Source organism: Achromobacter sp. D10 (assembly GCF_035282245.1).
Classification (GTDB): Bacteria; Pseudomonadota; Gammaproteobacteria; order Burkholderiales; family Burkholderiaceae_B; genus Achromobacter; species Achromobacter insolitus.
The window spans coordinates 109,517-133,337 of the sequence record NZ_JAYJLE010000015.1 but is presented as its reverse complement, the minus strand read 5'-3'; the positions used below and the strand labels follow the sequence as shown (position 1 = coordinate 133,337).

Below are 23,821 nucleotides of genomic sequence, written 5' to 3'. Positions count from 1 at the left end.
CGTCGGCTGAGGCGTGGCCGGAATCGTCCGCCATCATTCGGCCCGGATATGGTTGGCCTGGATCACGTCTTTCCAGCGCGCGGTCTCGGCCACCACGAAATCGCCCAGCGCCTGGCGCGGGCCGGCCGCGGTTTCCACGCCCAGCTCGCGCATCTTGGCTGCGACCTCGGGCGCCTGCAAGGCCTCGTTGAAGGCGCCGTGCAGCGTGGCAAGCGTGGCATCCGGCGTGCGGGCCGGCGCCATGATGCCGAACCAGGGCGTGATCAGGAAGTCGGGGACCCCGGCTTGCGCGAAGGTCGGCACGTCCGGAATGGCCGGCGCGCGCTTGTCGCTGGCCACGGCCAGCGCCCGCAGCTTGCCCGCGCGGATGTTGGCCAGCGACGCCGGCAGGTTGTCGAAGTACATGTCGACCTGGCCGCCCAGGAGGTCCGCGGCGACCTGTCCGGCGCCCTTGTAGGGGATGTGCGCCACATCGATGCCGGTGCGCAGTTTGAGCAGTTCCGTGGCCAGGTGGGCAGAGCCGCCCACGCCCGACGAGGCCGAGTTCAGCTTGCCCGGATTGGCGCGGGCGTAGGCCAGCAGTTCGGCCACCGTCCGTGCCGGCACTTTCGGGTTGACGACCAGCACGCTGGGAACCGTGCCGACCATGGCGACGGGCGCGAAGTCCTTGACGATGTCGTAGGGCGCGGGCTGGTAGAGCGACGGCGCGACCGTGCAGCCGAAGGCGCACATCAGCAGCGTGTAGCCGTCGGGCGCGGCGCGGGCCACGGCCTGCGCGCCGATATTGCCGCCGGCGCCCGCCCGGTTCTCCACGATCAGCGGCTGGCCCAGGCGTTTGGCCAGGCTGTCGCTGAGAATGCGGGCCAGGATATCGGGTGTGCCGCCAGCAGGGAAGGGCACCACCAGCGTGACGGGGCGGTCGGGAAAGCCGGCGGCCGCGGCCGGCTGGGCTGCACCCAGGAACAGCGCGGCGCCTGCCAACGCGGCCGCCGTCCAGCGGCGGGAGTAGGCGCGCCAGCGCGCGGCGTTCGGGCCCAAGGGGTTCATTGCGGCAGTCTCCGGAAAGTCGGGGTCGGGTGCGAAAGGTCCCGATCTGCCGCGGACTGTAGCCAAGGCCGGCCGCCTTGCCCAATGCCGGTTGCGCAAGGGCGATATGTCAAAAACGATATGAAGTTTTCGATGCATGCATTTCAGGCATAGTATTGCCCGCATGAGCGACTCCCAACCCTTGCCCTATCTGCGCCGGCTGGACATGAACCTGCTGCTGACGTTCGACGTCCTGATGCGCACCCGCAGCGCCACGGCCAGCTCGGCCCTGCTGCACAAGACGCAGCCGGCCATCAGCCGCGATCTGGCGCGCTTGCGGCGCCGGCTGGAAGACCCGTTGCTGGTGGTGGTCAAGGGCCGCTTCATTCCGACCGAGCGCGCGCTGGAACTGCATTCGGCGGTGCACGACGCGTTATCGCAAATCGAATCCGCCTTGCGTCCGCCCGAAGCCTTTGATCCGGTCAAGGCCAGCGGCGTGGTCAATATCGGCACCGGCGCGCATAGCGAAATCCTGCTGGCTGCGCCGCTGATCGAACGGCTGCACCGTACCGCGCCGGGCATTACCCTGCGCTTTCAGTCCGTGCACGGAGATTTCATGCCGGATGATCTCGATGCGGAACGCCTGGACTTGGCCATCGGCCTTTTTGGCAAGGTGCCGGCGCGCTTTCACCGCGATACGCTGCTCAAAGACCGGCGCGTGTGCGTGGTGTCGGCCAGGCATCCATGGGCCGGACGGGGCGCGCTATCGCTGGCCGATCTGCCGTCCATCAAATGGTTTGCCTTCGCGCACATGTACGGGCGGGAGACCAACTTCGACCGCGCGCTGAAGCCGGACGCCAGCCGATTGGAGTTTTCGGCCTACCTGTCGGGGTTCGGCATCACGCCGTATGTATTGCTGGATACCGATTACGCCACGACCATGCCCGCCAGCGTCGCGCGCGTGCATGGCCAGCATTTCCCGCTGGCCACCCTGGAACTGCCCGCCAGCTTGCGCAAGATCGAGCTGGTGATGGTCTGGCCGCGGCGTCTGCACACGTCGCCGCTGCAGGCGTGGCTGCGCGGGCAGATCCGCGAAGTGCTGCAAGAGCGCGCGGGCGATCCTGCAGCGCCGGACGCTTAGGAGCCGACCTTCTTGCCGCTGGCCACGTCGATGGCCGAGCCGTCTTCCAGGCTGACGCGGTAGATCTCGCGCACCACGTTGCCGGCGAATCCGATCTCGACGATGGACACGTCCTTGAAGGTGGTGTTGATGCCTTCGGGCAGCACGGCGTTGAACTTGTCGGCTTCCTGCTTCATGGCGTCCTGCAGGCGAGCGTCGTACATCGCCATGCTGTAGACCAGCGTGGTGTGCGGATTGTGTGCGCGAACTTCCTTGCCGTCCTGCATGACGTTCACGCCGCTCACGCCCATGGTCTTGACCAGGTCGCGCCCGGCATCGGCCATCTTGGCGTAGACAGGGCCGGTGACGCGCGGCAGCGGACCGTCGCGCAACGGCGCCAGGGCGGCGGTGGCCACGGTGTTGTAGCGCATCATGTCCTCGAATCCCTGGCCGCTCTTGACCACGCCCAGGTCCAGCCACCACGGATGGCCCGCGCCCTTGGCGGCCTCGGTGGGATAGAAATTCTTCAGGGTGACCTGCAGCGGGGCCGGCGGCTTGGGCAGGGCCTTGAGCATGCGGGCCGGCGTTTCGGGGTCGGCGCTGTGGATGTGCACCACCGTCACGTGCGGCATGTTGGGCGTTTCGGCCTCGGTCTTCAGGCCGAGCTTGAGCAGGTCGGCCTTCAGCGTGCCGTTGACCTTGGCATCCAGGATGGCGTTGACGTCCTGGGGCAGGCGGTAGACCACGCCGTAAGTGGCCTTGTGTTCGCGGAATTCCGCCTTGTCCAGGGCGCTGTTGTCGATGGGGCCCGCGGCATGCGCTGCGGAGGCGAACAGGCCGAGGGCGGCCAATTGGAAGACACGCTTGATCATGGAAATTCCTTTTGTTTGTGTAGGCCCGCGAAAGTCATCCGCAGTGTGGCGAGCACGGATGTACTGCGTATTGCACCAAGCAAAAGAATTCCGATACCAGCCTGCGCATGCCCGATACCTGGCACGGGCCGGCTGGCATCCGCCTACCCCAGAAAGACGATGGCCACGATGGCGATGCCCAGCAGCAGGTTCACACCCACCCAGCGGCGGATGCCGCCCATGGCCTGCCCGCCGCGGGGCCAGTCGGACGCGGAGACCGCGGCTCTCAATTGCGGGTAGAGCAGGAACCGGATGTAGGCATAGATGGCTGTCATGACCAGGCCGCCGGAGACCATGAGGGTCCAGCTGCGAGGCATGAAAAAGGCGCCACCCGTCTGCGCCGCCTGGCTGGCTTCCTGGCCGATCATCACCGCGCCGCTCGCCAGGATCAGCAGGATGGCCGCCAGCACGGCGTTCAAGAACGGGCCCAGCACCGACGCCATCAGCCGCAGACGGACCGGTGGTTCCAATTGGGCGGCCGCGGGCCGCAGGAAACAGTGGGCGAACAACATGCCCCCGACCCAGAGGATCACGGCCATCACGTGGATGAATTTGAGCGCGGCATAGAACATGGGGCAGGCCTGTAGGGAGGAATCCGTCCCCATCATATCGCCGTCAAGTGTTGCGCGCGGGCTTGACCGGGATCATGGTTTTGCATTTAGAATGAGATTGATTTCTATTTGTGATTGAAAGTACAGGGAGCCTTCCGTGCCGAATCCCGCGGTCGCCGCCAGCGACAACGTCCATCTGCTGTATCGCGCTCACCACGGATGGCTGCATGGCTGGTTGCGCGCCAAGCTGGGCAATAGCTTCGATGCGGCCGACCTGGCGCAGGACACCTTCGTGCGGGTGTTGCGGCACCGCCATGAACTCGACGCCCTGCGTGAACCCCGCGCCTATCTCACTACCATCGCCAAGCGCCTGCTGCTGAATCACCACCGGCGGCGCTCGGTGGAGCAGGCCTATCTGGAAGCCTTGGCCCTGGTTCCGGAGGCCATGGCCCTGTCGGCCGAGCAGCGCCTGATCATCCTGGAAACGCTGCAGGAAATCGATGAGATGCTGGCGGGGCTGTCCCTGCCGGCCCGTCAGGCATTCCTGATGGCGCAACTGGAAGGCCTGAGCCATGGCGAGATCGCCGCCCGGTTGAACGTGTCGCTGCGCACGGTGCACCGCTACATCGCCAAGGGATACGAGCAATGCATCATGGCGTCGATCTGAGGGGAGCGGGCGAGGCGATGCCCGAATTGCCGCCCGTCGAGCGCAGCGTGGCGCGCGAAGCCGCGCGCTGGCTGCTGCGGCTGGGCTCGGGCCGCGCCACGGACGCCGACCTGCGCGCCTGTGAACGATGGCGCGCCAGCAAGGCCGAACACGAGCACGCCTGGCAGCGCGCGCAACGGGTGAATGAACGATTCGGCCTGATCCCGGCGGCGCTGGGGATGGCGACGCTGAATCGCCCCGAGCTCAACAGCCGCCGCGCCGCGCTGAAGACGCTGATCGCGCTGGTCGTGGCGGGGCCTGCCGCATGGGCTGCCTGGCGCGTCGACCCGTTGGACTGGACCGCGGACTATCGCAGCGCGCCGGGCGAACGGCGCGAGGTGGCGCTGGCCGACGGTTCCACGCTGCTTCTGAACACGGCCAGCGCGGTCGATGTGATGTTTGGCTCCACGGTCCGCCTGCTGCGCTTACGCGCAGGCGAGATCGCCGTGCACGCGGTGGCCGACACGGCGCCGCAGCCGCGTCCCTTCGTGGTGCGCACGAGCCTGGGAGACATCGAGGCGCAGGCGTCGCGCTTCTGCGTGCGGCAGGAAGGCGGGTTGTGCCGGGTCAGCGTGCAGGAAGGGCGGGTGCGGGTCAGCAGCGCCGCGCATCCGCGCAGCCCCGTCAGCCTGGCGGCGGGCGAACAGAGCAGCCTGATGGACGAGGGCGCGTCGGCGCCATCCGCCGCCGATCCGCATGCGAGCGACTGGCAGCGCGGCGTGCTGTACGCCAATCGCATGCCGCTGACCGCCTTCGCGGCAGAGCTGGGCCGTTACCGGCCGGGCATCCTGCGCTGCGATCCCGAAGCCGCGCACCTGCGCATATCCGGCGCGTTCCAGGTGCGCGATACCGATGCCGTGCTCGCAGCCTTGCCCGCGACTTTGCCGGTGCAGGTGCGCTACCGCACGCCGTATTGGGTCACGATCGCCTTGCGCGCGCCCGCCGAGGCCTGAATCCGCGCTGTTACAAAAAACCGGAGGGTCAGCTGTCCGATTCGGATTTCACGAGGGTCATGGTCAGTAGAGGCACACGAATGCCGACACCTTTTGGATCGAAAGGACGACCATGGCTTACTTTTCCGCCGGCCGCGCAAGCGGCTCCCGACCCGCTCGAGGCCCGCAATGCCGAATGACCCGCCTTGCCGCCGCCGTGCATGCGGCGCTGATGCTGGCCGCCCTGCCTGCCGCCCTGCTGCCCGCAAGCGGCGCCTGGGCGCAGCCTGCGGAGCAGGCGCAGGCCCGCGGCTACCGCATCCCGGCGGGCACGTTGGCCGAGGCGTTGCCGCGCTTTGCCGACAGCGCGGGCGTGACGGTGCTGTTCGATGCCGCGCTGGTGGGGCAGCGCCGCACGGCGGGACTCCAGGGGACCTATTCCGTGCATGAGGGATTCGCGCGATTGCTGGCGGGCAGCGGCCTGGGCGTGCAGGAGCGCAGTCCGCGGGTCTACGTGCTGCATGCAGTGACGGCCCCGGACGTCACGCAGTTGGCGCCCGTCCAGGTGGAAGGAGAGGGCGCGGCGGTCACGCCGGCGTGGCAAACCAGCACCGACCGCAAGCGTCTGGATGAGCTGCAAGTCAGGAACTGGAGCGACTTGGGTAAACGCGCTGAACCGGGCGTGAGCTTTAACCGCACGACCAACAGCATCAACATCCGCGGCCTGGACCAGGACCGCGTGCTGACGCGCGTGGACGGCATCCGCTTGCCGTGGCTGGACGACGGCGCGCGCGGTCTGAAGGGCGGCCTGGAAGCGGTGGATTTCAACAGCCTGTCGCGGCTGGACATTGTGCGCGGGGCGGACGCCAGCGGCGGCGGCTCGGGCGCGATTTCCGGCATTGCCGACCTGTACACGCTGCAACCGTCGGACCTGCTGACCGATGGCAAGACCTTCGGCGCGCTGGCCAAGACCGACTACGACACGGCCGATTCCAGCTGGGGCGCCAACGCGGCGCTGGCCGGCCAGATCCACAGCAATACGTTCTGGCTGGTGCAGGCCGGCGTGCGCAATGGCCATGCCCTGGACAACCGCGGTGACGTGGGCGGTTATGGGTCCAAGCGCAGCGAGCCCAGTCCGGAAGACTACGATCAGCGCAGTTTCCTGCTCAAGCTGCAGCAACGCGTCGAAGGCGGCCACCGTTTTGGCCTCACGGGCGAGTACTTCAAGCGCAACGCCGACATCGACAGCATGTTCGAACAGGGTGCCGGCACCAGCTATCTCTACGGCGAAAACAGCACCCGCAAGGAAACCGAGCGCGAGCGCGTGTCCTTCGATTATTCGTACAAGGCGCCAGACGCAGACAGCCTGATCGACACGGCCAGCGCGGTCATTTACTGGCAGCGCCTGCAGCTGGACAGCTCGCTGAGCGGCGTGCGCAGCGTGGATTCCCGTGCCTACGCCATACCGGGCGATCCGTTCCGTTACGGCTATCCCAGCGGGCCTTATGGCCGTAGCAACTCCATCCGGCAGACCATGTTCGGCGCCAATGCCGAAATTACCAGGCGCCTGACGGGCGCAACGGTGTCGCAACTGTGGACCGTGGGCGGGGAGTGGTACGGCAACAAGACCGAGCAGTACTCCAGCGGCTACGACAATTGCCCGGTGATTCCGCCGGGCACACGGGCGCCGATGGGCCCGCGCGCTTGCGACATGCTGCACACCAACCAGGCCGACGTACCGCAGTCCAAGGGCAACCAATGGGCCCTGTGGGTGCAGGACGAATTCAGCTTCGCCGATGGCCGCTACACCATCATGCCGGCGCTGCGTTACGACCACTACGAACAGAAGCCGCAGTCCACGCCCGGCTACGAAAGCAACCCGAACGCGGGGCCGTTGCCGCCGACCAATAGCGGCAGCCGCTTTTCGCCCAAGCTGCTGGCGACCTGGAAGGCCGCGGACGAACTCAGCCTCTATGCGCAGTACGCCTACGGCTTCAAGGCGCCCAGCCCGACCCAGCTCTATACCAACTATGGCGGCCCGGGCACCTACCTGCGCGTGGGCAACCCATACCTGAAGCCGGAATCCAGCAAGGGCTGGGAACTGGGGGCCAAGATCGGTTCCGATTCCCTGGGCGGCGCGGTATCGTTGTTCGACAACCGCTATCAGAACTTCATCGATGGCGACGTGCCGCTCAACGCGTCTTCGCCGCAGTGGCAACCGGGCTGGACAGGCCAGTATCCGCTGGGCGTGACGGGCAACGTCAACCGCGCCAAGGTGCGCATCTACGGCGCGGAGGCCAGCGCGCACTGGAAGTTTTCGCCTGGCTGGCGGACCTGGGGGTCGCTCGCGTGGGCAGTGGGCAAGGACGAAGGCACGGGGCAGTACCTGAACTCGGTGGCGCCGCTGAAGGCGGTGCTGGGCGTGGGCTACAGCCGCGACGTGTGGGGCGTGGATGCGCTGCTGACCACCGCGCTGAAGCGCAACAAGGTCGAATACCCGGAAGCCAGCGCCACGGCCCCCAATGCGGATTTCCAGGCCCCGGGCTACGGCGTGGTGGACCTGATGGGCTATTGGCGTCCGGCCGCCGTAAAGGGGCTGCAACTACAGGCAGGCGTGTTCAACCTGTTCGACAAGAAGTATTGGGAGGCCATCAATGTGCCGACCGCCGGCGCGATAGCGATTCCGCGTCCGGTCGATTGGTACACGGAACCGGGGCGCAGTCTGCGCGTCTCACTGACATACCAGTATTGATCCAGACCCGCCGCCGGTCCGGCTCATGCCGGGGCGGCGGCGTTCCACGCGAACTTTAGCAATGGCCGGAGGGCCCACGATGAGCAACACCGATTTCACGTCCCGCGCCCAGGAACTGCGCGCCCGCAACGATGCCCTGGCCGCTACGCAACCCAAGCTGCGCGCCCGCAACCTGGCCCAGGCGCTCGGCGTGTCCGAAGCCGAATGGGTGGCGGCCGAATGCAGCGGCCTGAAAGCCACGGCCCTGCACGGCACGCCGCAGGAGATCTTCCGCGAGCTGGGCACGCTGGGGCACGTCATGGCGTTGACCCGCAACGACTGGTGTGTGCACGAACGCCATGGCGTGTATGAGGACATCCAGGCCGAGGGTCCGGTAGGCCTGGTATTGGGCCCGGACATCGACCTGCGGGTCTTTTTCACGGCATGGAAGTCGGCCTGGGCGGTCGAGCAGGATGGCCGCCACAGCTTGCAGTTCTTCGATGGCGCGGGCGTGGCGGTGCACAAGGTCTACCGCACCGAGGCCACCGACACGGCCGCCTACGACGCCCTGGTAGCCAAATTCGCGGGAGAGGCGCAGTGGCCCGAAACCCAGCCCTACGCACCTGCGGCCGACGCTGACAAGGTCGAGGACAGCGCACTCTGGCGCGAAGCCTGGCTGGGAATGCAGGATACGCACGAGTTCTTCCCCCTGCTGCGCAAATTCAAGGTGTCGCGCCTGGCCGCCCTGGCCGCTGCGGGCGAAGACCTGGCGCAGCCGGTGCCTGCCGAATCCGTCGAACGCATGCTGGAATCGGCCGCCCGATCGGGGCTGTCGATCATGTGCTTCGTGGGCAACCGCGGCATGATCCAGATCCACACCGGCCCCGTGCAGCAGCTGCGCCGCACCGGTCCCTGGTACAACGTGCTGGATCCGAAGTTCAACCTGCACCTGGATACCACTGCCATCGCGTCGGCCTGGGTGGTGAACAAGCCCACGTCCGATGGCTGGGTCACGTCGCTGGAGCTGTATTCCTCCACGGGCGACCTGATTGCGCAGTTCTTCGGCGAGCGCAAGCCGGGCAAGCCGGAGCTGGCGCAATGGCGCGAACTGATGGCCAGCCTGTGCAGCGTGCCGCTGGCCGCCTGAGGACGATGCGATGAAGAGATGGTTGGCAGTGGTTATCGGATGGACGCTGGCGGCCGCTGCCCAGGCGGCGCCGCCCGAAAGGGTGGTGACGCTGGGTGGCAGCGTGACCGAGATCGTCTACCAGCTGGAGCAGGGCGCGCGATTGGTGGGAGACGATCTTTCCAGCCTGTACCCCGACGCGGCGACCCGGCTGCCGCGCGTGGGCTACTACCGCTCGGTGCCTGTTGAAGGCGTGCTGGAGCTCAAGCCAGACCTGGTGCTGGCCTCCGAACAGGCGGGGCCTCCTGACGCCCTCAAGCGCCTGGGCGATGTCGGCGTGCGCGTGGTGACGGTGCCGGATTCGCCTTCGGTCGATTCGCTCAAGGCGCGCATCCGCAACATTGCCGAGGCGCTGGACGTGGCGCCCGCGGGCGAACGCCTGGTGGAGCGCATCGCGCGCGAGCTCAAGGCCGTGGAGGCCATTCCAGTCACGAATGCCCGCGCCATCCTGCTGCTCAACCGCACTGGTGCCATGCAAGGCGCGGGGCGCGGCACGGCTGCCAATGAAGTGATGTCGATGGCGGGTCTGGTCAACGTGCTGAAGGAGCAGCAGGGTTACAAGCCTTTGTCCGCCGAAGCCGTCAGCGCGCTGGCGCCCGATGTGATCGTCGTGACCAAGACGTCGCTGGAAGCCTCGGGCGGCCTGGACAAGCTGCTGGCCTTGCCGGGCCTGGCCTCCACGCCCGCCGCCGCCCAAAAGCGCGTGATCGTCATGGACGACCTGCTGCTGCTGGGCATGGGGCCGCGGCTGCCGCAGGCGCTCACGGAACTCAAGCGGGAGGCAGCCGGTGTCATGGCGCGCTAGCGCGGGCCGCACGGCCGCGCCGCTGGCCTTGCTGCTGTTGGGCGCGGCCCTCGCGGCTGCCGCGTTGGCCGCCAGCAGCAGCGGCGCGGTGCGCATTCCGCTGGGCGAACTGCCTTCCCTGCTATGGGGGCAGCCGGCTCCAGGCAATGAACTCTGGCGCAACGTACTGATCGACATCCGCCTGCCGCGGGTGCTGTTCGCGCTGGTGGCCGGCGCGGCGCTGGCGGTCTCGGGCGCCTCCATGCAGGCGCTGTTCCGCAACCCCCTGGCCGAACCCGGCCTGATCGGCATTTCCGCGGGCGGCGCGTTGGGGGCGGTGGGGGCCATCGTCCTGACGTCGGGCGGGTTCTGGATATTGGCGCCCGCGGCTTTCGCCGGCAGCCTGCTGGCCACCTTTTGCGCCTACGCCCTGGGCCGCAGGGTGCCCGGGGTGGCGGGGCTGCTGCTGGCGGGCATCGCGATCAACGCGGTGGCGGGCTCCCTGATCGGCCTGTTCACCTTCGTGGCCAACGACGCCCAGCTACGCGACCTGACTTTCTGGAGCATGGGCAGCCTGGCGGGCGCGAACTGGACGCTGCTGGCGTTCCTTGGGCCGTGGGTGCTGCTGATGTCGTTGTGGCTGATGGGGCAGTGGCGGGTCATGAATGCCTTGTTGCTGGGCGAACGCGAGGCCCAGCACCTGGGCTACGCGCTCAAGCGCGTGCGCGCCCAGCTGGTCCTGGCTTGCGCGCTGATGATAGGTCCGCTGGTGGCCGCGACGGGCGGAATCGCGTTCGTGGGCCTGGTGGTGCCGCATCTGGTTCGCATGACGTTAGGGGCGAATCACCGCTGGCTGTTGCCGGCGTGCGTGTTGGGCGGGGCGCTGGCGCTGGTCCTGGCGGACTGGCTGTCGCGCGTCGCGGTGGTGCCGGCCGAATTGCCCATCGGACTGGTCACGAGCCTGGTGGGCGGGCCGTTCTTCCTGTGGCTGCTCGCGCGCGGCCGGAGGCATGGGTGATGCTGGCAGCCGACGACCTGATACTGACGCGCGGCGGCAACCGCATCCTGGACCGCGTGTCGCTCGCCCTGCGGCCCGGCGAAGTCGTGGGGCTGTTGGGCGCCAATGGCGCGGGCAAGTCCACGCTGCTGGGCGCACTGTCCGCCGAACTGGCAGCCGATGCCGGCGAACTGCGGCTGGACGGCGTGGCGCTGGCGCGGTTGCCGCACTGGCAGCAGGCCCGGCAGCGCGCCGTGCTGCCGCAAAAGCCCGGCCTGACCTTCGACCTGGATGTGCGCGAGGTAGTGGCGATGGGCGCCTATCCCTTTCCGGAGCTGTCGCCAGCCGAGGTGGATGCGCTGGTGGACCAGGCGCTGGGCTGGGCCGAGGTATTCCATCTGCGGGCGCGGCGTTATCCCGAACTGTCGGGCGGCGAGCAACAGCGCGTGCAATTCGCGCGGGTGCTGGTGCAATGCAAGGCGGCGCGCGCGCCGGGCGAGCCGCGCTACCTGCTGCTGGACGAGCCCACCGCCAGCCTCGATCCCAAGCATCAGGGCGACCTGTTGCGGGTGGCGGCGGAGCTGGCGCATGCTGGCGATACGGGCGTACTGGTGATCCTGCACGACATGAACCTGGCCGCCCGCTGGTGCGACCGCCTGCTGCTGCTGTGCGCGGGCCGCGCCATTGCTGCGGGCACCCCTGAGCAGGTCCTCACACCCGCCAATCTGTATCTGGCCTACGGGATCGACGCGCAGGTCATCGCGCATCCGCTGCGGCCGGACCGGTTGCTGGTGGTGACGACGTGACGCTGGGCGCGGGGTCGGTAAAATGGCGTCGATAAGCATTTTTCCCATCCATTACAGGACCCCGTGTCATGCCTACTTTTGACGTCGTCTCCGAAGTCGACAAACACGAACTCTCCAACGCTGTCGACCAGGCCAACCGCGAACTGGCCACCCGCTTCGATTTCAAGGGTTCGGACGCCAAGTTCGAGCTGGAAGGCTTTGTCGTGACCCAGGTCGCCTCCAGCGCGTTCCAGCTCAAGCAGATGCTGGACATCCTGCGCGGTCGCCTGTCGGCGCGCGGCATCGATGTGCGCTGCCTGGACGTGGCCGATCCGCTTGAAAACCTGGGCGGCGCCCGCCAGAAGATCACCATCAAGCAGGGCATCGAACAACCGGTGGCCAAGAAGCTCATCGCCGCCATCAAAAACGCGAAGCTCAAGGTGGAGTCGCAGATCAACGGCGACAAGCTGCGCATCAGCGGAAAAAAGCGCGACGACCTGCAGACCGCCATCGCCCTGCTCAAGAAGACCGACGTCGACCTGCCCCTGCAGTTCGAGAACTTCCGCGACTGAGCGGCTCCGCGCCAAGGTGCCTGGCACCCAGCGGATCTCGAGGGGGCCATGGGACATTCCAATGAGTTGCAGCTGGTTGTGGAACTGGTGCGCGCCGGCGGCATGTCAGCGGCCGCGCGCGAACTGGGCGTCACCCCGGCCGCGGTCAGCAAGCGGCTGGCCCAGATCGAGGCGCGGCTGGGCGTTCGATTGGTCAACCGCAGCACACGGCGCTTGAGCCTGACGGCGGAAGGCGAGGTCTACCTGGAAAACGCCCGCCGCATCCTGGGCGAAATCGAAGACCTGGACCAGCTCATCGCCAGCCGCCAGGACAGCCCGCGCGGCCTGCTCAAGGTCAATGCGCCATTGGGCTTCGGCCGCAGCTATATCGCGCCGGCCATCGCGGAATTCGCGCAGAAGTATCCCGAAGTTTCGTTGCAACTGCAGCTGACGGACAGCCCCGCCGACTTCGTGCAGAACGCGTTCGATGTGGCAGTGCGCTTCGGCGACCTGCCCGACACCCGCCTGATCGCCCGCAAGATCGCGCCCAACCGGCGCCTGGTCTGCGCATCGCCGGGCTATCTCAAAATCCATGGAATTCCCGCCACGCCGCACGACCTGACGCGGCACCAGTGCATCGTGCTGCGCCAGAACGAAGCCACGTACGGGCTATGGCGCTTTACCAAAGGGCAACGCAGCGAAACCGTCAAGGTGCGAGGCAACCTCAGCAGCAATGACGGCGAAGTGACGCTGACCTGGGGACTGGCGGGCCTGGGTATCCTGCAGCGCGCCGAATGGGACCTGGCCCGCTATCTGCGCAGCGGACGCCTGGTGCGCGTGCTGGAGGACTATGCCTTGCCGCAGGCCGACATCTATGCGGTGTTTCCGGAGCGCCACCACCTGTCGGCCAAGGTGCGGGTGTTCGTGGATTTCCTGGTCGCCTATTTCCAGCGGGGTGAGGAAGGCCAGTGGTAAGGGCCGCGTAGCTCAGGCCGTCCAGAGATGCTGGGCGGCGTAGGCGCGCCAGGGCCGCCACGTTTCGGCGCGTGCCAGCAATTGCGCAGGCGTGTAGGCGCGCGATTCCAGCCGCTCCAGCGCGCGTATCAAGCCGATGTCCGCGCAAGGAAACGCATCCGGCTCGCGCAATTGCCGCAGGGCAATGTACTGCGCCGTCCATTCGCCGATGCCCCGTATCGCGCGCAGGCGCCGCACCGCATCCTCCAGACCGCCGGCGGCGTCGAACAGATGCTTGTCCGCGACCGCGGCCGCGGCGACCGCGGAGAGGGTCGCCGCGCGGCTGCGAGGCATGCCCAGCGACGCCAGTTCGGCAGCAGCCACGGCCTCGGGCAGGGGAAACACATGCGTCAACGGACCTTCCGGGCTTGCCATGGGCGCGCCGTGCGCCGCCACCAGCTTGCCGGCCAGGCGGATGGCCGCCGCCACCGTGATCTGCTGCCCCAGCACGGCGCGCATGGCCAGCTCGAAGCCGTCCCACGCGCCAGGCACGCGCAGGCCGGGCCGGGCCCGGATCAGTTCGGTCATGACGGGATCGCTGGAAAACTGCGCGGCAATGGCGACCGGATCGCTGGCCAGGTCGAACACGCGGCGCAGGCGCGCGATGATGGCCGGCAGCGCCTGCAACCGCGGAAAGCGGACCGTGGCCTCCAGCGCATCGCCGCGCGCCGGGCGGACCGTCACCGTGCCCTGATGACCGTCCAGCAGGACCGTGCGCGCATAGCAGCCGTCCGTGACCTGCTCGATGCCGGGAATCGCGCGCAACCGCAGGAAGTCCAGCATGGCCGTCCAGTCGTAGGGCGGGCGGTAGCGCAATAGCAGTTTGATTTCGCCTTCCTGCGCTGCGGACACGTCAGGCTTTCCGGTGCGACGCAGTTCGCCAGGGGCGCGGGCGAACAGGTCGTGGAAAATTTCATTGAAGCGGCGGATGCTGCCAAAACCCGATGCGAAGGCGATCTCCGCCATCGGCAGCCGGGTTTCGTGGATCAGTTGCTTGGCCAGCAGCACGCGCCGGGTCTGGGCCACGGCCACGGGCGAGGCCCCCAGGTGCTGGCGGAACTGGCGTCGCAGCTGGCGTTCGCCCACCCCCAGGCGCTGCGCCAGTCCGTCGACGCCGTCCTCGTCCAGCGCGCCCAGCTCGATCAGCTGCAGCGCGCGGGTTACGCTGTCGGGCAGTTCGTGTCCCGGGCCCACTTCCGGCGCGGTCTCGGGCCGGCAACGCAGGCAGGGGTGATAGCCCGCCTCCTGCGCCGCCGCGGCGGTGGTGTAGAACGTCACGTTCTTGGATAGCGGCGTGCGGGCTGGGCAGACCGGACGGCAATAGATGCGCGTGGTCTTCACGGCGGTGAAGAAGCGGCCGTCGTAACGGGCGTCGCGCACCTGGATGGCGCTGTAGCAGGCGTCGTGGTTCAGTTCCATGGGGTGATGCTACCGCTGCGGCGGGCGTCGGATCTAGCGGTTTTCGGACAGTGTTGTGGATGCGGCATCCCTGTCCGAAAACCGCCAGCGCCAGGCCAGCTTCCCCGCCTATATTGCTGGCGTCGATCACATCCCCTGGAGCTTTTCCCCATGTCCGCCCGAACCCAGGCATTCTTTCTTGAACGCGTTCCCACGCCCCTCGGGCTGATGCTGGTCTTGAGCGACGAGCAGCAGCGATTGCGGGCGGTCGACTGGGAGGATTTCGAGCCGCGCATGCACCTGCTGCTGCGCAGGCAGTACCGCGGCCGGCAGGTCGAACTGCGCGACGCGAGCCGGTCCTCGCCCGCGCGGCGAGCGCTGCTGGATTACTTCGATGGCGATGTGCGCGCTATCGATACCCTCGACGTAGCCACCGGCGGCACCGATTTCCAGCGCGAAGTGTGGCGGGCCTTGCGAGGCATCTCGGGCGGCCAGCCGATCAGCTATGGCACGCTGGCGAACCGCATCGCGCGTCCCGCCGCGGTGCGGGCCGTGGGCATGGCCAATGGCGCGAATCCCATAGGCATCGTCGTGCCTTGCCACCGGGTCGTGGGCGCGGACGCGTCCTTGACCGGCTACGGCGGCGGCTTGCATCGCAAGCGTTGGCTGCTGGATCACGAGCAGAGATGGCTTGAAAACTCTTGTGACAGCGCAGTATGACTTTGTAGCGTGTTAAGCAACTGAAGGGCATATCATGCGTCCCCTTCAGAGCAACCCGCAACAGGAAATAAAGATGTTTATGCCGCGCCCCTTGCGCATGTCCGCAGTTCTGGCCTTCACGCTGGCGCTCGCCGCGTGCGGCGACGATAGCGCCAAGAAGGAAGCGAAGGCGCCCGAGCCGACCACGGCCCAGGCCGAGATCGTCAAGTACAACCAGTACGTCGATACCGCCAACAGCATCTCCACCACTTTCGAGCAGGCGCTGGACCGCTACGAAACCTATGCCGTCCCGGCGCTCAAGAGCGACAAGCCGCTCAAGGACTTCGTCATCAGCAATGACACGGCGATCCTGCGCACCAAAGAGAAACTCGACCGCGCGCTGGCGATGACCACGCCCATCGCCGAGATCGACGCGCCGGCCAAGGAGTTCTCGGATGCGCTGGGCAAGCTGGCGCCGCTGAGCAACGAACTGCAGAACTATTCGGCCGCCAAGACCTTCCTGTCGGACAACGGCGCGTTGGCGCGCGAGAAAAGCCCGGCCTACGTGGCGGCGCTGACGGAGGTCGTGAAGGCGGAAAACGGCTTCTATCGCGGCATCTCCATCAAGGACACGGCCAACACCAAGGAAGCCTTTGAGAAGGCCAAGAAGGACACGGTCGCCTACTACCGCGCGGGCATGGTCTATTACGGCAAGGCCACGATGGACAAGGCGTCGGGCGTGTTCGACGGCAAGGGCCTGGGCGCCGACCAGGAGGCGTTCAAGCAGCAACTGGACAAGATGAACGAAATGGCACTGGGCTTTGACAAGAAGACGCGCGAAGCCGATCCCAAGGGCTGCACGGGCATGATGATGAACGTCAACGGCTTCCTGGCCTCCGGCCGCAAGATCCTGGAGCACACCGATAATGGCCGCTATAAGGAAGATGCGGCGCGCACCGGCGCGTTCAAGATGATGCGTCCCACCATCGAAGACGACGCCAACAGCCTGCGCCAGAACTTCAACAACCTGATCTCCGACTTGAACATCGGCCGCTGCTGATCCCAGCGCGCGCCTGCGGCCGGTTCATGGCCGCGACCTGAAACAGCGCCCCATGCGGGCGCTGTTTTTCATGCTCGGCCGGGGTAGCGCCAGGATGCGCCACCTTCAACTCCAGGTAAAAAATGTTTTGAATTCCATTGCGCCCGCGGCTTGGGGGCGTCAGTACAGTGCCGACAGACTTTCATCAGCAAGGAGCCAGTCGGCACATGAAGACCTATCGCATCGCAACCATTCCTGGCGACGGCATCGGCAAGGAAGTGATCCCCGCAGGACAGCGCATCATGCAGGAGCTGGCGCGGGACGGCGGCCTGAGCTTCGAGTTCGAGGATTTCGATTGGGGCGGTGACTATTACCGCAGGCATGGCGGAATGATGCCGGCCGACGGCCTGGACGCGCTGCGCGGCAAGGATGCCATCCTGTTCGGTTCCGCGGGCGATCCGGACATTCCCGACCACATTACGCTGTGGGGCCTGCGGCTGAAGATCTGCCAGGGCTTCGATCAGTACGCCAACGTGCGTCCCACGCGCATCCTGCCGGGCATCGACGCACCGCTCAAGCGTTGCGCGCCGGGCCAGCTGGACTGGGTCATCGTGCGCGAGAACTCGGAAGGCGAGTACTCCGGCGTGGGTGGCCGGGTGCACCAGGGGCATCCGCTGGAAGCCGCGACGGACGTGTCCATGATGACCCGGGCCGGCGTGGAGCGCATCCTGCGCTTTGCCTTCAAGCTGGCGCAATCCCGCCCGCGCAAGCTGCTCACGGTAGTGACCAAGTCGAATGCGCAGCGCCATGCCATGGTGATGTGGGACGAGATCGCCCTGGAGGTCAGCCGCGAGTTCCCGGACGTTACCTGGGACAAGGAACTGGTCGATGCGGCTACCGCCCGGATGGTCAACCGCCCGGCGACCCTGGACACCATCGTCGCCACCAATCTGCACGCCGATATCCTGAGCGACCTGGCGGCCGCCCTGGCTGGCAGCCTGGGCATTGCGCCCACGGGAAACATCGATCCCGAACGCCGCTATCCGTCCATGTTCGAGCCCATCCACGGATCCGCCTTCGACATCATGGGCAAAGGACTGGCGAACCCGGTGGGTACGTTCTGGTCGGTGGTCATGCTGCTGGAGCATCTGGGTGAGATCCAGGCCGCCGCGCGCCTCATGCAGGCCATCGAAAGCGTGACGGCCGATCCTTCGCTGCACACCAGGGACTTGGGCGGCAACGCCACGACGGAACAGGTGACGGCGGCGGTGTGCGCGAAGCTGGCAGCCTCGGCGAGAGCCAAGGCCGCCTAGGCGAAGCAGGCGCGTGGCAGGACCGGGGCACAGACTCCCGGCCTGTGGCGGGCTCGACGACAAGAAGCGAATTCCATTCGTACCGAGGAGACAAGCATGCACAAGAGAACAACATCCGCGCGCGTACTGGCAGTTGCCGGCCTGCTGGGCCTGTCCTTCGCCGGCGGCGCGTTGGCGCAGACCTATCCCGCGCGGCCGGTGAACCTGGTGGTGCCGTTTCCGGCGGGCGGCACCACCGACGTGCTGGCGCGGGCGCTGGGGCAAGAACTGGCGAAGAGCCTGGGCCAGCCGGTGGTGGTTGAAAACAAGCCGGGCGCGGGCTCGACGCTGGGCGCGGACTACGTAGCCAAGGCGGCGCCTGACGGTTACACGCTGCTGATGGGCGCCGTGCACCACACCATCGCCACCAGCGTCTATAAGAGCCTGCATTACGACTTCCAGAAGGATTTCGCGCCCGTGACCACGGTGGCGCTGGTGCCCAATGTGCTGGTGGTCAATCCCAAGCTGCCGGCCCAGGACGTGAAGTCGTTGCTGAAACTGGCGCAGGCCGCGCCGGGCAAGCTGACCTATGGTTCGAACGGCATGGGCACGGGCCAGCACCTGATCGGCGCGCAGTTCGAAAAAGAAGGGCATGTGCAGCTATTGCACGTGCCCTACAAGGGTAGCGGCCCATTGACCACCGACCTGCTGGGCGGGCAGATCGACATGTCGTTCGATACTGTGACGCCGGTGCTGGCCCATATCCAGAGCGGCAAGCTGCGCGCATTGGCCGTCACCACCAATCAACGCTCGGCCGCGCTGCCGGACGTGCCCACGATGGAGGAGGCCGGCCTCAAGTCCTTCAACATGGGAACCTGGTTCGGCGTGCTGGCGCCCGCGGCCACGCCCAAGGACGTCGTGCAGCGCCTGAACGCAGAGATGGTGAAGATCATCCATTCGCCCGACTTCTCGCGGCGGATGGCGGAGATCGGCGCGGTGCCGATCGGAGATACTCCGGCCGAGATGAAGGCGCGTATCGGCGCCGACACCGAAAACTACGCCAAGCTGGTCAAGGACGCCAAGGTCGCGATCAACTGAGCGCTGCGCGGTCAGGCGCGGATCCAGCCGCGCGCGATGGGCAGGGCCAGTATCTTGCGGTACAGGCCCTGGGCCATGCCAGTCAGGGGCTCGCCGCAACGGCGCCATGCCGTGGCGGTCAGGGCCGCGGCCAGGGGCGCCAGCAGGAGTCCGCCCAGGATATCCATGGGAAAGTGCACGCCCAGGTAGACCCGGGAGGCGCCGACGATGGCGGAGGTGGCCAGCGCCAGCCAGCCCCAGCCCGCCCAGCGCCGGTCGAACACCAACGCGAACGCGAATGTGGCGATGATGATGGTGTGGTTACTGGGGAACGACGATGTCGCCTTGTGCGGGAAGAACGCCTGTCCCAGGCCCAGAACGAAGGGCCGGGCATGTGGCCACAGCGCGCCGCACAGATAGCTGGCGAAGAGCGCCACGGCGATGCTGGCCAGCGCTTTGAGCGCCAGATCGCGCTGCGGCCGGCCCCCCCACAGCCACAGGGCGGCCAGCACCGCCGGCACCAGCAGGATCAAGCGGTTGGCCACCAGCATGGCGGCGTGGATGCGCCAGACCGGGGTGGCCGGATCAGCGTTGATCAGCAGAAAAAGGGACTGGTTGAGGCTTTCCAGGGAATTCATGGCTTGTCATCACCGCGTAATAAAGCAATTGCCGCGATGGTAATGACCCCAGCCGTCAGTCCGCTTACAAAAGGCGCCGGCGCGCGCTCTTTTACTTCTGGATGCGTTTGCCTTGCGCGTCGATCACGGCTTCGCCATCTTCCTTGCTGAACGCGCCTTGCTGCGGGGCCGGCAGGATGTCCAGCACCAGCTCCGACGGGCGGCACAGGCGCGCGCCCAGGGGCGTGGAGACAAAGGGACGGTTCAGCAGGATGGGATGCTGCTCGATCGCATCCAGTAGCGCCTCGTCCGTGAGGGACGCGTCGTCCAGCCCCAGTTCCTGGTAGGGCGTGCCCTTCTCGCGCAGGGCGTCGCGCACGCTGATGCCCGCTTTCTTGAACAGCGCCTTCAGGGTGGCGCGCGAGGGCGGCGTTTCCAGGTACAGCACGACCTCGGGTTCGATGCCGGCGTTGCGGATCATCGCCAGGGTATTGCGGGACGTGCCGCACTTGGGGTTGTGGTAAATGGTTACGTCGGACATGGAAGCTCCTCTTTCCGGTAGATCGTCATGCAAGGCTGTGAGCATAGTGCATCCGCGCCGGCGGTTCAGGCGCGCAGCTTCCTGCCCAGCCGCCGCCAGCCTATCACCGCGCCGGTTAGGCTGAGCGCCGCGCCTCCCAGGCTCAGGAACACGAGCAGGGCGTCCCAGAGCGGGCGGCGCGACAGCAGTCCGGTCCAGTCCCAACTGTGCAGGAAGGCGAACAGCCAGCGGCTGGCGCGCGATCCGCTGTCCTGCCGGCTCAGGATCTGTCCGGTGCGGGGATCCAGGTAGACCCAGGTCGAGTGCGGGTCGTCATAGATCAGCCGCCATGCCGGCAAGGGCTTTTCGACATGGCCCAGCATCGCATGCTCATCGCGGGCGTAGTAATAAAAGTCGTAGGCGTCCAGTGTTTCGATCCTGGCGAGCCGCGCGCCGGGAACCAGGCGGGCCGCGGCGGCGCGCAGCGCTGCCGGGTCGTAGGCATGAGGGCGGGCATCGCGGGCGGACAACACCCCGGGCGCGCCCGCCGCGCTGCGCGCCAGCACCACATCATGGCCGTCGGCACGAGCCCAGCGCAATTCGCGTGGCGGGGCGGGCAAGGCCGCGATCAGGTCCCGGGGCGGGGCCAGCGTCGTCCCGGGCTTGCCTGCATAAGCTGCCTGGGCCAAGGGCGGCGCGCCGCTTGCGAAGACCTTCCAGGGGTTCATCGACATCAGCCCGCTGAAGATCCAGGTGATCGTGATGGCGGCAAACAGCAGGCCGCTGAGGTGGTGCCAGCGCATCATGTTCTCGCGATAGGGCGAGCGGCTGCCGCTGGCGTAGGGCCGCGAGAAGCGCCAGCGCAGGATCCCGACCACCGTGCCCGTCAGCGCCAGCAGCACGCCCGCCACCGACAGCCATACCACGATGTCGTGCCACCAGCCGTCCAGCGCGTTGCCGCGGAAGGGATACAGCCAGTGGATCCAGGCGCCCGCATAGTTCCACACGCGTTCGGCGCGCGTGGCGTCCAGCACCACCATGCCCGTGGCGGACGAGATGTAGAGCCGCGTCTGCGCGGGATCGTCCAGGTCCACCCGGTGCAGCGGCCGGTCGGGGCCGAGCGCGCGCGAATGGGTGTAGGCGTCTTCCTCCACCGTGCCCTGGTAGCGGGCGGTGTATTGGCCGCCGGACCAGGCGCGCGCGGTAGCCAGCGCGGTCGCGGCATCGGCCGAAGGGAGCAGGACGCCGCTGGCGGCGTCCACCACCTTTGGAGCGCGGCGAGCCTCGCCCGGCACCAGGTAGACCGGCGCGCCGCCGCGGGCGGCGGCCAGGATCATGCCGGCGGAGTCCTGGACGCCTGCCGCGGCCAGCGCCTGCGCGGGCGTGATGGTGATCGCCGCGGAATCCAGCGCGGGCAGGTGCGCCAGGCGTTCCTGCGGCGTGAGCTTGGGATAGCCCACGTACATCATCACCACGCCGGAGATGAACCACATGGCGAAGAACAGGCACAGCACTATTCCTGCCCAGCGATGGATCAAGTACAGCCAGCGCTTGGCGCGCGCCGACAGTGGCGGCCCGTCGCGACGGCGGGACGAGGAAGGTAGCGTCGTGTTCATGGTGGTCTGTCCTGGCGCGCCGCTCAGAAGCGGGCCTGCAGCGTGAGTTCCACCGAGCGCGGTGCGCCCAGGTAGTACATGGTGGGCGTCGCGTTTGCCGCGTAGACCTTGTCGGTCAGGTTGCGCACGCGCGCCGTCACGCTCAGGTTGCGGTTGATCCGGTGCGACAGGGCCGCGTCGAACACGGTGTAGGACGGCGTCCAGACGGTGTTGGCGGCGTCCGCGTACATGCGGCCCACGTAGCGCGCGGCCATGCTCGCCGTCCAGTCAGGCAGGAAGGCATAATCCAGCCAGACATTGGCGAGACGGCGCGGGGTGTTGGTCGGCACATTGCCATTGCGCGAGACCGCTACGCCGCCCACGGACTGCGAGAAGTCGTCGTACTTGGGATCTACGAAGGCCACGTTGCCCTGCAGGGACAACTGGGAGGTCAGCTGCAGGCCGCCAGCCAGTTCGATGCCGCGCGCCGATTGCGCGCCCACGGGCACGCTGACCCCGGGATTGTCGGGATCCGAGGTGGCCATGTTCTTGCGCTTGATCTCGTAGACCGCCACCGTGGCCGATCCTCGGCCGTCCCAGAAGTTGAACTTGCCGCCCACCTCGGCCTGTCTGCCGGTGGTGAGCTTGTCATTGTTCAGGACGTCCGCGAACGACGCGGTCGCGAGCAGGCCCGAAGGAGGGTCGGCCGCGGTGGCGTACTGCGCATATAGCGAGGCCTCGGGACTCAGCTCCCAGTTGACGCCCAGGCGGCCGGTCAGCGGCGAGTAGCTGCGCTGGGCGCTCGCGGGCGAGGCTGCCGTGACGGCGCGGCGGTTGGTCAGGTCCACGTCGATGAAGTCCTTGCGCAGCGCCGATACGATGGCCACGCCCGGCAGCACCGTGGTGCGGTTTTCCATCGTCAGCGCCAGCGTGCGGATGCGGTTGTCGCGGTCGGCGACGTGGCCGCGCGTCATGCCGGGTATGTCGTAGAAGTCTCCGGCAGAGAAGTCATAGGGATCCACCGCGTCCACCTGGCCCGGCAGGCTGGTGGGATAGCGCGTGATTTTGTTCTGGCTGACGTCCACGCCGAAGGACCAATCGCTGGGCAGGCCGGCCAGTGTGGAGCGGTACAGCCCCTCCACGCGATTGCCGATCAGGCTCTGTTCGTGGCGTTGCAGCAGGGCGCCGGACCGCAGCACCAGGCTGTTGCCGGCGTTCAGGCGGTAGCTCTCCAGGTTGCGGTAGTCGCGTTCGGCGCGATAGTAGTAGAGCGTGTTCTTGAAGGTCAGGTTGGTGCCCGCGCGCCATTCCGTCAGAGATCGAGCCCACAGCACTTCCTGCTCATACAGGCCGTCGTTGACGTTGTAGTTCTTGAAGCGTGTGCCATCCAGGATGCGTCCGGTTCCCTGCACCACGCCATTTGCATCCGTTTTCAGCGGCGTGCCCCAATAGGGCCGGTCGACCTGTTCACGCTGATACTCGAAGGCAAACGTCTGGGTCACGTCCGCGCCCAGGTCGGACAGCAGCGAGGCGGCGACCTGGCTGGCGCGGGAATGGTTGCCGTCGACCCAGCCGTGGCTGGATCCGGTGTTGGCGTCTATGCGCAGATAGTGCCCGCGGCCGCCGGGTTCGCCGGCCAGTTGCTGATTCAGGCCCATCGACAGTTGGCGGCTGTCGAACGAGCCCAGCCGCAGTTGCCCATCGTAGAAGGTGTCGCGCTCGGGCAGCTTGGTGACATAGTTGATGGCGCCGCCCACGGCGCCCGCGCCGAACAGGAAGGTGGAGGGGCCGCCTATCGCTTCCACCCGGTCATAGATCCAGCTGTCCACGGGCCGCGCGGCAATGGAGTCGTACTGCACGGAAATGCCGTTGAACAGCTGCGAGACCTGGCCGCCGGAGAAGCCGCGGTAGCTGACCGCGCCGGCGTTGCCGGGAGGCGACGCGTTGTCCACGCCCGGGATGCCGCGGGCGATTTCCTGTGTGTTCAGGGATCCGCGCGCTTCGATCTGTTCGCGCGAAATCACGGTAACGCTGGCCGGCGTTTCGCGCAGGGTCAGGCCCAGGCGGCTGCCGGTGGTGTCGCGGATATTCAGATCGATGGGGCCGTTGGGCGCGGGCGTTTCGGCTGCGGCGCCATGCACAGTGGTGGGCGCCAGGGTAGGCACGGCGGGTTCCGCGGCCAACACAAGGGCGGGGCCGCTGGCAAGCGCGCCCAGCAGCAGGGAGTGGATCGTGGTTGTCTTCATGTCTGAAACCGGTGGTCCGGCCCGCGCGCCCGGGTGCCCGCCCA

The 23,821-nt window shown here is 67.2% G+C and carries 22 protein-coding genes; 14 read left to right on the top strand and 8 right to left on the bottom strand.

Annotated elements, in window-relative coordinates; translation table 11 throughout:
• Positions 1-33 precede the first annotated feature (33 nt).
• Complete coding sequence (locus VCS63_RS27280) at positions 34-1,047, bottom strand: tripartite tricarboxylate transporter substrate binding protein (protein WP_084738595.1); 1,014 nt, start codon at positions 1,045-1,047, stop codon at positions 34-36.
• A 163-nt stretch (positions 1,048-1,210) separates the two neighbouring features.
• Here VCS63_RS27280 and VCS63_RS27275 point away from each other — a divergent pair, with 163 nt between their 5' ends.
• Positions 1,211-2,167 carry a LysR family transcriptional regulator gene (locus VCS63_RS27275; protein WP_253636716.1) on the top strand — a complete coding sequence of 319 codons (957 nt, stop codon included), beginning with the start codon at positions 1,211-1,213 and terminating at the stop codon, positions 2,165-2,167.
• Here the strand turns inward: VCS63_RS27275 and VCS63_RS27270 are convergent.
• Together VCS63_RS27270 and VCS63_RS27265 are read right to left on the bottom strand one after the other, a co-directional pair.
• On the bottom strand, positions 2,164-3,018 hold the full coding sequence (locus tag VCS63_RS27270; protein WP_253636717.1) for a hypothetical protein: 855 nt from the start codon (positions 3,016-3,018) through the stop codon (positions 2,164-2,166). The genes VCS63_RS27275 and VCS63_RS27270 overlap by 4 nt on opposite strands.
• 143 nt (positions 3,019-3,161) lie before the next feature.
• A complete protein-coding gene (locus VCS63_RS27265; RefSeq protein ID WP_063643467.1) occupies positions 3,162-3,629 on the bottom strand; it encodes a CopD family protein in 468 nt (155 codons plus the stop codon).
• Positions 3,630-3,765: 136 nt separating this feature from the next.
• Between VCS63_RS27265 and VCS63_RS27260 the strand changes: the two genes are divergently transcribed.
• The 9 genes from VCS63_RS27260 to VCS63_RS27220 all read left to right on the top strand — a co-directional run bounded on the left by VCS63_RS27260 (position 3,766) and on the right by VCS63_RS27220 (position 13,255).
• A complete protein-coding gene (locus VCS63_RS27260) occupies positions 3,766-4,275 on the top strand; it encodes a sigma-70 family RNA polymerase sigma factor (protein WP_323881578.1) in 510 nt (169 codons plus the stop codon).
• Entirely contained in the window at positions 4,254-5,267 is a 1,014-nt protein-coding gene (locus tag VCS63_RS27255) for a FecR domain-containing protein (RefSeq protein ID WP_175200242.1), read from the top strand. The genes VCS63_RS27260 and VCS63_RS27255 overlap by 22 nt, the downstream gene beginning before the upstream one ends.
• A 175-nt stretch (positions 5,268-5,442) precedes the next feature.
• Positions 5,443-7,998, top strand: coding sequence for a TonB-dependent receptor (locus VCS63_RS27250; protein ID WP_323881576.1), 2,556 nt, complete (start codon positions 5,443-5,445; stop codon positions 7,996-7,998).
• Between the two features lie 79 nt (positions 7,999-8,077).
• Complete coding sequence (locus VCS63_RS27245; protein ID WP_063643464.1) at positions 8,078-9,124, top strand: hemin-degrading factor; 1,047 nt, start codon at positions 8,078-8,080, stop codon at positions 9,122-9,124.
• A gap of 10 nt (positions 9,125-9,134) precedes the next feature.
• Complete coding sequence (locus tag VCS63_RS27240; RefSeq protein ID WP_323881575.1) at positions 9,135-9,968, top strand: hemin ABC transporter substrate-binding protein; 834 nt, start codon at positions 9,135-9,137, stop codon at positions 9,966-9,968.
• Between the two features lie 22 nt (positions 9,969-9,990).
• Positions 9,991-10,965 (top strand): FecCD family ABC transporter permease, encoded by a 975-nt coding sequence (locus VCS63_RS27235; protein WP_254604472.1) that lies wholly within the window; start codon positions 9,991-9,993, stop codon positions 10,963-10,965.
• A complete protein-coding gene (locus VCS63_RS27230; protein ID WP_323881574.1) occupies positions 10,962-11,750 on the top strand; it encodes a heme ABC transporter ATP-binding protein in 789 nt (262 codons plus the stop codon). Before VCS63_RS27235 ends, VCS63_RS27230 begins: the two co-directional genes overlap by 4 nt.
• A gap of 68 nt (positions 11,751-11,818) precedes the next feature.
• A complete protein-coding gene (locus tag VCS63_RS27225) occupies positions 11,819-12,301 on the top strand; it encodes a YajQ family cyclic di-GMP-binding protein (RefSeq protein ID WP_042794875.1) in 483 nt (160 codons plus the stop codon).
• Between the two features lie 48 nt (positions 12,302-12,349).
• Positions 12,350-13,255 (top strand): LysR family transcriptional regulator, encoded by a 906-nt coding sequence (locus VCS63_RS27220; protein ID WP_323881572.1) that lies wholly within the window; start codon positions 12,350-12,352, stop codon positions 13,253-13,255.
• A gap of 12 nt (positions 13,256-13,267) precedes the next feature.
• Here VCS63_RS27220 and VCS63_RS27215 read toward each other — a convergent pair whose 3' ends face one another.
• Positions 13,268-14,713: an AlkA N-terminal domain-containing protein gene (locus VCS63_RS27215; RefSeq protein ID WP_112966150.1), complete on the bottom strand. Its 1,446-nt coding sequence runs from the start codon at positions 14,711-14,713 to the stop codon at positions 13,268-13,270.
• Positions 14,714-14,863: 150 nt separating this feature from the next.
• Between VCS63_RS27215 and ogt the strand changes: the two genes are divergently transcribed.
• The 4 genes from ogt to VCS63_RS27195 all read left to right on the top strand — a co-directional run bounded on the left by ogt (position 14,864) and on the right by VCS63_RS27195 (position 18,820).
• The gene (gene ogt, locus VCS63_RS27210; RefSeq protein ID WP_076815177.1) at positions 14,864-15,412 is read left to right on the top strand and encodes a methylated-DNA--[protein]-cysteine S-methyltransferase; all 549 of its coding nucleotides are present in this window, start codon (positions 14,864-14,866) and stop codon (positions 15,410-15,412) included.
• Positions 15,413-15,485: 73 nt separating this feature from the next.
• Positions 15,486-16,451, top strand: coding sequence for a DUF3829 domain-containing protein (locus VCS63_RS27205; RefSeq protein WP_164793154.1), 966 nt, complete (start codon positions 15,486-15,488; stop codon positions 16,449-16,451).
• Between the two features lie 206 nt (positions 16,452-16,657).
• A complete protein-coding gene (locus VCS63_RS27200; protein ID WP_323881570.1) occupies positions 16,658-17,743 on the top strand; it encodes a tartrate dehydrogenase in 1,086 nt (361 codons plus the stop codon).
• A gap of 96 nt (positions 17,744-17,839) precedes the next feature.
• The gene (locus tag VCS63_RS27195; RefSeq protein ID WP_042794870.1) at positions 17,840-18,820 is read left to right on the top strand and encodes a Bug family tripartite tricarboxylate transporter substrate binding protein; all 981 of its coding nucleotides are present in this window, start codon (positions 17,840-17,842) and stop codon (positions 18,818-18,820) included.
• An 11-nt stretch (positions 18,821-18,831) separates the two neighbouring features.
• Here VCS63_RS27195 and VCS63_RS27190 read toward each other — a convergent pair whose 3' ends face one another.
• The 4 genes from VCS63_RS27190 to VCS63_RS27175 form a co-directional block, all read right to left on the bottom strand.
• On the bottom strand, positions 18,832-19,437 hold the full coding sequence (locus tag VCS63_RS27190) for a phosphatase PAP2 family protein (protein WP_063962233.1): 606 nt from the start codon (positions 19,435-19,437) through the stop codon (positions 18,832-18,834).
• Between the two features lie 91 nt (positions 19,438-19,528).
• Complete coding sequence (arsC, locus tag VCS63_RS27185; RefSeq protein WP_063962234.1) at positions 19,529-19,957, bottom strand: arsenate reductase (glutaredoxin); 429 nt, start codon at positions 19,955-19,957, stop codon at positions 19,529-19,531.
• 65 nt (positions 19,958-20,022) lie between these two features.
• Positions 20,023-21,552 carry a PepSY-associated TM helix domain-containing protein gene (locus VCS63_RS27180; protein ID WP_323881568.1) on the bottom strand — a complete coding sequence of 510 codons (1,530 nt, stop codon included), beginning with the start codon at positions 21,550-21,552 and terminating at the stop codon, positions 20,023-20,025.
• A gap of 23 nt (positions 21,553-21,575) precedes the next feature.
• On the bottom strand, positions 21,576-23,777 hold the full coding sequence (locus VCS63_RS27175) for a TonB-dependent receptor (protein ID WP_063643454.1): 2,202 nt from the start codon (positions 23,775-23,777) through the stop codon (positions 21,576-21,578).
• Between the last annotated feature and the right edge of the window lie 44 nt (positions 23,778-23,821).